Raw genomic sequence first — 9,058 nt, 5'->3', positions numbered from 1 at the left:
AGTAAGACTCGCTACACTGTGCGATCTAAACACCTTAAATGATAGGTGTTGACCCAATGGGTGCCTTTTTCTTTAGCGTTCGTTTACTTGTAAAGCGGATGCTTACCAGAAGGTAATGAACAAGCCTACAGTCACCGCCATTCCAACATAGTTATTGTTCAAGAAGGCTTGGAAGCAAAGGTCTCGATCGCGGTGACGCATCAGATGCTGTTGATACACGAACAAGCTTCCCGAAACTAACAGTGCCCAGTAGAAAGTATCACCGAGTTGGTAGTGCATGCCCAATGCAATCAACATCGCCAGTGTAACTAACTGCAGCGCGCCAACCATAAGCTTATCAAAACGACCAAACAGAATAGCCGTCGACTTGATGCCAATCTTCAAGTCATCATCTCGGTCAACCATCGCATATTGCGTGTCGTAGGCTATCGTCCACAACGCATTAATCACGAAGATAAACCACACAATGCTTGGCAGTTCATTGGTTTGCGCCGCCCAAGCCATTGGTATTGCCCAACTGAAAGCCAATCCGAGAAACAACTGTGGAAGGTGTGTAAAACGCTTCATGAAAGGATAAATGAACGCGAGACCAACCCCAATAAAAGAGAGCTTAATGGTCAGCGGGTTCATGGTGAGTACCAACAAAAAAGAAACCACAGCTAACACTAGAAAGAGCACAATGGCTTCCTTGCTGGAAACCAAACCTGAAGGTAATGGACGTTGCTTGGTGCGTTTGACATGACCATCAACTTTACGGTCAGCAAAGTCATTAATCACACAGCCAGCCGATCGCATTAACACCACACCGAGTATGAAAACAACCAAGACATCAAAATCAGGCATGCCTTTCGCAGCAATAATCAGCGACCACAAGGTCGGCCAAAGGAGTAACAGAGTACCAATCGGGCGATTCATTCGCGTCAATTGCCAGTACGCCTTCGCTTTGGTGGCAAGCATTTACACACTCTCCTTAGAGTAAATGGGGGATGTTGGTAAAAAAAGTTCGGCCACAAGCATCGGTTTATGATTCATCCATAATCGAGAACGACGCGCGAGTAATCGCTCATCGCCAGCGATAACCCAACCGACTTGAAGCGCATCTCGCTCCACGTTCTCAGCACTGAAAACCGTTAATCCAAGCGGGACATCCCCTTGTTGAGAAAGGTCAGAGTGCTGATGATCTTCTAGGGTAATTCGAGGTATTAAGGTTCGACCTAACACCCACGGCTCATCATCACCCTTTAAAATCACTTTACGCAGTAAGCAATCATGTGATGATAAAAGGCGTTCTTCGTCCTGTTGCAGAATTGATCGTTCCACAACTTGATTATGAAGCAACTCAACAGACAGGTGCTTGCAGTACTTGCCCAACTTACGGGAAAGCGATCCTTGTTCCATAAGCCACTCTTTGGTGGTTTCATTAGGAAAATTAAATTTTTCTGTGCTTTGCCAATCTACATTCATTAATGAATTTAGATACAATGATATTGACTGATTCATACTAGTATTCAATAGGTGACTTTACACGTACAATAAAGCTTCAACTTTCGAATAAAATTAAAGCGTTCTTCGAATTGTAAACGTATTTAGATTTAGACCGCTCATTGTAACAAGACTAATGCGTTTCGAATATCGCGAATAAACTAAAGAAAAGTCTCAAATATGCACAAACGTTATGTAGCCCAACTATTTATTGCGATTAATCTACTGTTTTCAGCATCAAGTTTCGCTGAAGAAGAATCGACACCCAAACTAGCCTACTTCACGCTAGAGCCCGATCTCACCACCAATTTTTACACTAAAGGTAAAAAACTGGGCTATATTCAGGTCCGTCTCGACATAATGGTCGCAAATAGTAATGACTTAGAAGCCATTGAGCATCATCAGCCATTGATTCGTGATGCGGTGATTGAATTACTCGGCAAACAAAATGAAGAGACAATTAAGTCTCTATCCGGTCGTGAAGATTTGAGAAAGTCCTTAGTTGAGCACCTCAATAAGATTTTACTTCCAGAAACAGGTAAAACTCTCATTGCTGACTTATTGTTTACCAAATATCTTTATCAGTAATGATGTAAAAACGAATCCCAATAAAAAAGCGGCTCATCTGGCCGCTTTTTTGTCTCTATCGTTTGGCTACTCACTAGAAAAAATGAGTTAGCTTCTTGCCGAGCTCGGTGCTTTCATCGCATCGATAAAGCCAATAATGACACCAGCGGCTAGGCCAGCTAAATGCGCTGTATTGGCGATCGCCATAAATGGCTGCATGTACCCAAGCACTAACCACACCAACATAAAGCCGACAATCTGTCTTGGGATACCTAAACCAAGTTGTGGCGCCTTCGCACCGACAACCCATAAGTAACCAACCAAAGCGTACACAACACCAGACAAACCACCGAAGTTCGCCCCTTCAACCCAATACTGACCAGCACCTGAAAGCGCAGAAGAGACAGCAAAGATCTGAAGTAGCTTGAGGCTGCCTAGTTTCTTCTCAATATCCCCACCTAGCTGCCACCACCACAAAATATTGAATGCGATGTGCATAACAGAGAAATGCAGAACAGCATGGCTCAACCAACGCCACAGCTGCCATTGCTGTCCATCAACTGCTGGGAAATGCAGGGCATTGAAAATAGCTTGGCCAAAACCAATCTGTTGCAGCGCAAAAATCACCACACACACCAACATTAGGCTCAGTGTCACAGGACCTGCTTTTGCTTTAATCATGCCCAAAAAGCTTGGCGTGTGGTAATGGAAATTACTCTTTCTAGTCTCAGCCATATCCCAAGACGCCGCTTGATAGCGTTTATGATTGGGTTCAGCAAGAAAACGATTCAGCTCAGCTTCGGTTTCAACCTGAAATTGACCATCAAGAAGCCACAAAGCAAAACGCCCTTCTCCCTCTGGAGACATCTGAATAGGGATCTGACGAGAGGCCATATAATCAATAAATGCTTGAGCAAGACGTGGGTTGTCTAACACCATCAATCTAATCATTGTTACTTCCTATTCATACTATGGAGATGCTTGAAGCGTTTAAGTGATAAAGCTATTAACCCGCAATCACCGGAAGTTCAGCACGATGCCAAGCTTCGAAACCGCCATCAACACTATATACCTCTTCAAAGCCTTGGTTCACTAAATATTGTGCCGCGCCTTGGCTACTAATACCGTGGTAACACATCACTAAGATAGGCTGTTCGAACTCAACCTCATCCATAAACGACACCATGGTATCGTTAGTCAGGTGGTAGGCGGTTTCTGAATGGGCTACCGCAAAAGATTGCGGATCTCGTATATCGACAAGTCGAGCTTCATTTTGTTCAATAAGGGCTTGAGCGCCTTTAACGTCGATATGTTTAAACTGGTCCATGACTTTCTCTTTTTATACTGATTTACTTTGCTGCCATTGTAACCTATCCCAAGGCTAACAATCACACCCACTTAATAAGGTTATCCACCAGCGATCACTTTTACACCATTTGTGGATAAATCTGTGAATTGCGTGAATAAAGTGCCTTTTTAAAAATAGATCCACAACATGTAGTAATGATCCTGATCTAACTGTGGGTTAACTTAAACATATCCCCACGCGAAAAACCCCGCCAAAGCCTTACTACACCCTGCCTTTAGACAGCTGACGAATAAATTCCTCACAGAGTTATCCACAAAATCAATTTGCAAATTTCGATCGCAAAAGTTGAGAAATCGATCCAAAACAAAAAGGCCGAGATCTCTCGATCTCGGCCTTTTCAAAATTAAGCTATTTGCTTGCTACTATGAGAAACCAAATACTATTAAAAATTAAATGCTATTAGAAGTCGCCAACGGCTTGCTTCAATTTCTTCATCGCATTCTTTTCTAACTGGCGGACACGCTCTGCAGAAATGCTATAGGTATCCGCTAAGTCTTGCAGTGTTGCTTTGTTGTCGTCTAACCAACGTGAGCGAACAATGTGTTGACTACGCTCGTCTAAGCTCTTCAACGCGAGACCTAAGCGATTATTAGTATGAGATTCCCAGTTAGCTGCTTCAACCGTCTCAGCAACGTCTGACGCTTTATCTTCTAGGTAATAAACTGGAGCTGTGTAAGCAGAACCACCGTCGTCGTCGTCCATAGGCGCTTCAAACGTCGCGTCTTGTGCCGCTAAGCGAGATTCCATTTCACGAACTTCTGAAGGCTCAACACCCAGTTCACGCGCAACCGTCTCAACTTCACCGTTATTGAACCAACCTAAACGCTTTTTAGACTTACGAAGGTTAAAGAACAATTTACGCTGCGCTTTAGTCGTTGCGATCTTAACAATACGCCAGTTACGCAATACGTATTCATGAATTTCAGCTTTGATCCAGTGAACAGCAAAAGAGACTAGACGGACACCAACTTCTGGATTAAAGCGCTTAACAGCCTTCATCAAGCCGATGTTACCTTCTTGGACAAGATCAGCCATTGGCAGCCCGTAGCCAGAGTAGCCTCTTGCAACGTGCACCACGAATCGTAGGTGTGAAAGGATCAAGCCTTTCGCAGCGTCGATCTCACCTTTGTAATGTAATCGCTCTGCAAGTCCACGTTCCTCGTCAGGCGTCAGCATTGGGTAACTGTTCGCTGAGCGGATATAGCTATCTAAACTATCTTGTGTGACTAAAGCCATTTGATACGCTTGGTTTGCCATTCGGTTCCTCATCAATCTCTGATCTGGAGTAATACATCTATTAAAACCCGACAATCTTGAACCTAAAATGAACAGGTTTCAAGGAGGGGGAAGTAATTATGCATAATCAATTCGTCTATACAAGGCAAAAACTGGTTAAGAACTGCCTATTTTTCGTATAAATATGACTCTATTCACCTAAACTGGTTCAATTTCTTTTAGATGACGCTGTGCAGAAAGCTTCGCAGCTACACTACCAAGCAAGGTTCCGACGATCAAAAGCAATAAAGATTCATCCCAACTCAGGCCAATTAAGCGGAAGTGGCTATCGTACAGCTGAGCCAAGTCATCCACTGCACTGTTCAGTAATACGGTAATCAATGCCGTCATTACCCACGCGCTAATCGAACCTAAAACACCAAACCACATTCCAGCATAGAGGTATGGTCGAAGAATGTAGCTGTCGGTAGCACCAATCAGCTTCATGGTTTGAATCTCTTCTTTATGCGCCAACACATTAAATCGTAATGTGTTGCCGATAATCAGAAATACTGCGCCCAGCATCAACACAGTTAAGGTAATCACGATGACAGCCGCAAGTGCTTTGATAGCATCCAGTCGAGCTAACCAGTCTTCATCTAAACGAACATCGGTGACTAACTCTTGCTTCTTAACCTTGCCTGCCAGTTCTTTAATTAACGTGTCGCTGTGTACGCTTGGCGTAATCACCAAAACACCTGGCAATGAATAATCATCTAGGATAGTTAGGGCGTCCTCAAAACCAGAATACTGGCTAAGATCTTCAAGACCTTGCTGCGGAGAAATGTACTCAACCAGATCGACTTGGTCCCAACTTTCAATTTCATCCTTAAGCACCATGACTCTCGGCTCAGGGATACCATCCTCTACATAGGCACTAATTTGTGACGGGCTGGTGACATCTTGCGCCACTTCACCAACGTTCTTGCCCAGTAGGTACAAACAAGCGGGCATAGCTAAAGCCATTGAAATCACCGCAAGCGTCAGCAAGTTACCCAACGGACGCTGCCACATTTGCGAGAACGATGACTTGGCTTGTTTCCAATGAACAACAAAGAAACCGTCGCTTGAAGCCCGGTTTGCTGCTCGATTGGATTGAGGTTTCTTAATGCGCTTATTCGCGGCCATAATCTTCAACCTCACTCAAAAAGCCTTGGTTTAATTCCAGATGACGATATTGAGGGCGAGTGTTCACTAACCCGATATCGTGCGTCGCTAGCATGATCGTGACACCCGCACGGTTAAACTCTTCAAACAAGCGTAATACACGACTCGATAGTTCAGGATCTAGATTACCAGTTGGTTCATCCGCTAAAAGCAGAGTTGGACGGTTAACCACAGCGCGAGCAATACCGACCCGTTGTTGTTCACCTCCAGAGAGCTGGCTTGGCAAACAACGGGCTTTATCTAATAAACCGGTTTTGTCCAACGCGGCGCTAACTCGACGTTTAATTTCGTTTTCAGAAATAGATTCAATACGCATAGGCAGAGCGACGTTATCGAAGATCGAGCGATCCATAAGTAGACGGTGATCTTGAAAGACAATCCCGATATTACGGCGTAAAAAGGGAATGTCTTTGGCTGGGATACGAGTAATATCGTGATCGTTAAACCAAACACGTCCGTCAGTTGGGCGCTCTATCGCGCAGATCAACTTCAGCAAGGTACTTTTACCAGCACCAGAGTGCCCGCCTAAAAATGCCATCTCTCCTCGTTTGAGATGAAAGTCCACTTTTTGGAGCGCTTGTCGTCCGCCTCGGTAGGCTTTGCTCACTTGCTGAAATTTGATCACCGAAAATTCCTCTTACGATCACTCATATCAAATTTAAAACGGTAGCAGGTTAAGGATAAACCACTTTGCTACACGCGTTACTCTTCGCGGCTAAATAGTGCTTCAATAAAGTCTTTCGACTCAAATGGACGCAGGTCGTCAATGCCTTCACCCACGCCAATGTAGCGGATTGGAATCTGGAACTGGTCAGCAATTGAGAAAATTACGCCACCTTTCGCTGTACCATCTAGCTTAGTTAGCGTAATGCCCGTTACTGGTGCCACGTCACTAAACAACTTCGCTTGGCTAATCGCATTCTGACCGGTACCTGCATCTAGCGTTAACATGATTTCGTGCGGTGCAGAATCATCGATCTTCTTCATTACACGAACAATCTTGCGTAGCTCTTCCATCAAGTTGCTCTTGTTCTGCAAACGGCCTGCAGTATCTGCAATCACAACATCAACACCACGCGCTTTCGCCGCTTCAATCGCATCGTAGATAACAGACGCGCTATCGGCACCAGTGTGCTGAGCGATAACCGGAACATCATTACGCTGCCCCCAAACCTGAAGTTGTTCAACCGCTGCCGCACGGAAGGTATCACCCGCCGCCAGCATCACTTTCTTGCCTTCACTTTGGAATTGTTTCGCCAGCTTACCGATAGTGGTTGTTTTACCCACGCCATTCACACCCACCATTAAGATAACGTAAGGTGTTTTAGTGGTATCAACAACCAGTGGCTGTTCCACTTGGCTCAAGATTTCTGACATCTCTTCTTTAAGCAGACCATAAAGCGCTTCACCGTCTTTTAGGTCATTACGGGATGCTTTTTCTGTTAGGTTTTCAATGATCTTCACGGTGGTATTCATACCCACGTCGGCGATCAGAAGTTGCTCTTCTAATTCTTCAAACAGGTCTTCATCGATTTGCTTGCCTTTGAACAAACCAAAGAAGCCAGCACCAATGTTTGCTTTAGTACGGCTGAGGCTACGCTTAAGTCGTGCAAAGAAGCTTTCTGTCGGCTTCTCTTGAACTTCTTCAACCTTAGATTGAGGAGCAATCACTTCTTCCTGTTCTGCTTCTGCTTCTGCTGCGACAGGCTGCTGATCTTGTTGAGCCTCTTCAAGCGTTTGCTCTGACTCCGTAAGTTCAGATTCAACAGACTTAGGTTCCGTTGATTTAGCGTCTTCAACTTCAGGTGCGACCTGTTCAGCCTCAACTTGTGATTCAACTTCAGTTTGATCTTCAACGTTTTCTACGTTCGCTTCATTCTGAGTTTTTGGGCTTTGTTCTTCTTCACCAAAACCAAGCCACGATAATAATCCGCGCTTCTTTTTTTCCGTCATCAGAGGAGTTTCCTAGATCTACTAATTAGCTGTATTGACTTAATACACGTCGACTCTTTGCTATTGTTATACAATACAAGCTTGTACAAACGAATAGTAAAGAAAAATGACAAAGCAGTGATAAGTTTGCTTTTAGCTTGATACACTTTGTCATTGTAAATTTATTTAATACTCGAACCCACTTAAATTGGGCTCGGTATAGTATCACTTTATTAGCGGTCAAAAAATCTATGGTAAGACGTCGCCAGCAAAACACATCACAAAAAAAGCCATCCGGAGGCTTTGTTCGAATTATTAGTGGCTCATGGAGAGGTAGAAAGCTGCCTGTTCATGATTTAGAAGGATTACGCCCAACCATTGACCGAGTCAAAGAAACACTCTTTAACTGGGTGGCACAAGATATCCCACATTCGACCTGCTTGGATGTATTCGCCGGTTCTGGTGGTCTAGGTTTTGAAGCCGCTTCTCGCCAAGCAAAAATGGTGACACTGCTCGAAATGAATCAAAAAGCGGCCAAACAGCTTTCTGATAACGCGAAAGAGCTCAAAGCAGACAACATCAATGTGTTCAACACTGATGCTATCTCTTTTCTTAAGAAGCCAGGCACTCCTTACGATATGGTCTTTCTCGATCCTCCATTTCGTAAAGGCTTACTCGCAGAAACAGTACAACTGCTTGAGAGCAACGGTTGGCTTGCAGACAACGCCATCATTTACGTCGAGACAGAGAAAGAGCTAAAACTCGAAGCTATGCCAGAAAACTGGGAATTACATCGCGATAAGACCACGGGCCAGTCGAGCTACCGACTGTTCAATCGAATCACTGAAGAATAGGAGTTATTGAATGAAGTTCTTGCTTCCACTAGCAAAAGCAGCCATAGCCTTTGTTTGGTTTATCTTAATCGCCAATATTTTCTACCCATTCCCGGGTAATGCTGCGATTGCGCTTTATATCATGACAGCATTCTTATTCTTCATGCACGGCCTGCAGATGCTGATTTTCATCGGTGCTTTTGGCGATAAGATCGAAATGTCACGTTGGGAGAAGTGGTCAATATTGATTTTCGGCGTCTTTGCCCTACTCGATATCCGACGCAAACACATGATGTAATAAAGCTTAAGCTCAGATATAAAACGCTTAACGACAGAAAACATCATGACAGAAACAGTTGATACAGAAACGCCGCTCATTTGAGCTAACACTGATCATTTAAGCATTTTCCTGATCAGTTGAACGATCCTACAG

General features: G+C 44.2%; 11 protein-coding genes. 3 read left to right on the top strand and 8 right to left on the bottom strand.

All coding sequences use genetic code 11. The features are described 5' to 3' along the window. Nucleotides 1–102: 102 nt before the first annotated feature. Nucleotides 103–957, bottom strand: a complete 855-nt coding sequence (ubiA, locus tag AB6D80_RS23155; protein WP_009848245.1) for a 4-hydroxybenzoate octaprenyltransferase — start codon at nucleotides 955–957, stop codon at nucleotides 103–105. Beyond that, nucleotides 958–1,500, bottom strand: a complete 543-nt coding sequence (locus AB6D80_RS23150) for a chorismate lyase (protein WP_372189720.1) — start codon at nucleotides 1,498–1,500, stop codon at nucleotides 958–960. A gap of 162 nt (nucleotides 1,501–1,662) precedes the next feature. Here AB6D80_RS23150 and AB6D80_RS23145 point away from each other — a divergent pair, with 162 nt between their 5' ends. Continuing rightward, nucleotides 1,663–2,070 (top strand): flagellar basal body-associated protein FliL, encoded by a 408-nt coding sequence (locus AB6D80_RS23145; protein ID WP_009848242.1) that lies wholly within the window; start codon nucleotides 1,663–1,665, stop codon nucleotides 2,068–2,070. An 87-nt stretch (nucleotides 2,071–2,157) separates the two neighbouring features. On the opposite strand, the gene glpG is transcribed toward AB6D80_RS23145, so the two are convergent. The 6 genes from glpG to ftsY all read right to left on the bottom strand — a co-directional run bounded on the left by glpG (nucleotide 2,158) and on the right by ftsY (nucleotide 7,813). Then, the gene (gene glpG / locus AB6D80_RS23140) at nucleotides 2,158–3,000 is read right to left on the bottom strand and encodes a rhomboid family intramembrane serine protease GlpG (RefSeq protein WP_012605025.1); all 843 of its coding nucleotides are present in this window, start codon (nucleotides 2,998–3,000) and stop codon (nucleotides 2,158–2,160) included. A 55-nt stretch (nucleotides 3,001–3,055) separates the two neighbouring features. Then, a complete protein-coding gene (glpE, locus tag AB6D80_RS23135) occupies nucleotides 3,056–3,376 on the bottom strand; it encodes a thiosulfate sulfurtransferase GlpE (RefSeq protein ID WP_371703341.1) in 321 nt (106 codons plus the stop codon). A gap of 441 nt (nucleotides 3,377–3,817) precedes the next feature. Beyond that, a complete protein-coding gene (gene rpoH, locus AB6D80_RS23130) occupies nucleotides 3,818–4,675 on the bottom strand; it encodes an RNA polymerase sigma factor RpoH (protein WP_029223159.1) in 858 nt (285 codons plus the stop codon). A 177-nt stretch (nucleotides 4,676–4,852) separates the two neighbouring features. Beyond that, complete coding sequence (ftsX, locus tag AB6D80_RS23125; protein ID WP_029223158.1) at nucleotides 4,853–5,821, bottom strand: permease-like cell division protein FtsX; 969 nt, start codon at nucleotides 5,819–5,821, stop codon at nucleotides 4,853–4,855. After that, complete coding sequence (ftsE, locus tag AB6D80_RS23120) at nucleotides 5,808–6,485, bottom strand: cell division ATP-binding protein FtsE (RefSeq protein ID WP_009848236.1); 678 nt, start codon at nucleotides 6,483–6,485, stop codon at nucleotides 5,808–5,810. The genes ftsX and ftsE overlap by 14 nt, the downstream gene beginning before the upstream one ends. Before the next feature lie 77 nt (nucleotides 6,486–6,562). Next, complete coding sequence (gene ftsY, locus AB6D80_RS23115; protein WP_372189717.1) at nucleotides 6,563–7,813, bottom strand: signal recognition particle-docking protein FtsY; 1,251 nt, start codon at nucleotides 7,811–7,813, stop codon at nucleotides 6,563–6,565. Nucleotides 7,814–8,043: 230 nt separating this feature from the next. Between ftsY and rsmD the strand changes: the two genes are divergently transcribed. Next, entirely contained in the window at nucleotides 8,044–8,646 is a 603-nt protein-coding gene (rsmD, locus tag AB6D80_RS23110; protein ID WP_371703345.1) for a 16S rRNA (guanine(966)-N(2))-methyltransferase RsmD, read from the top strand. Between the two features lie 10 nt (nucleotides 8,647–8,656). Next, nucleotides 8,657–8,923, top strand: coding sequence for a DUF1145 domain-containing protein (locus tag AB6D80_RS23105; protein WP_009848233.1), 267 nt, complete (start codon nucleotides 8,657–8,659; stop codon nucleotides 8,921–8,923). The last annotated feature ends 135 nt before the right edge of the window (nucleotides 8,924–9,058 follow it).

The organism is Vibrio sp. 10N.247.310.17 (genome assembly GCF_041466605.1).
GTDB classification, from domain to species: Bacteria; Pseudomonadota; Gammaproteobacteria; order Enterobacterales; family Vibrionaceae; genus Vibrio; species Vibrio tasmaniensis_A.
Note: the sequence above shows the minus strand (reverse complement) of the source record. Positions and strands in the feature narration are given on the sequence as shown.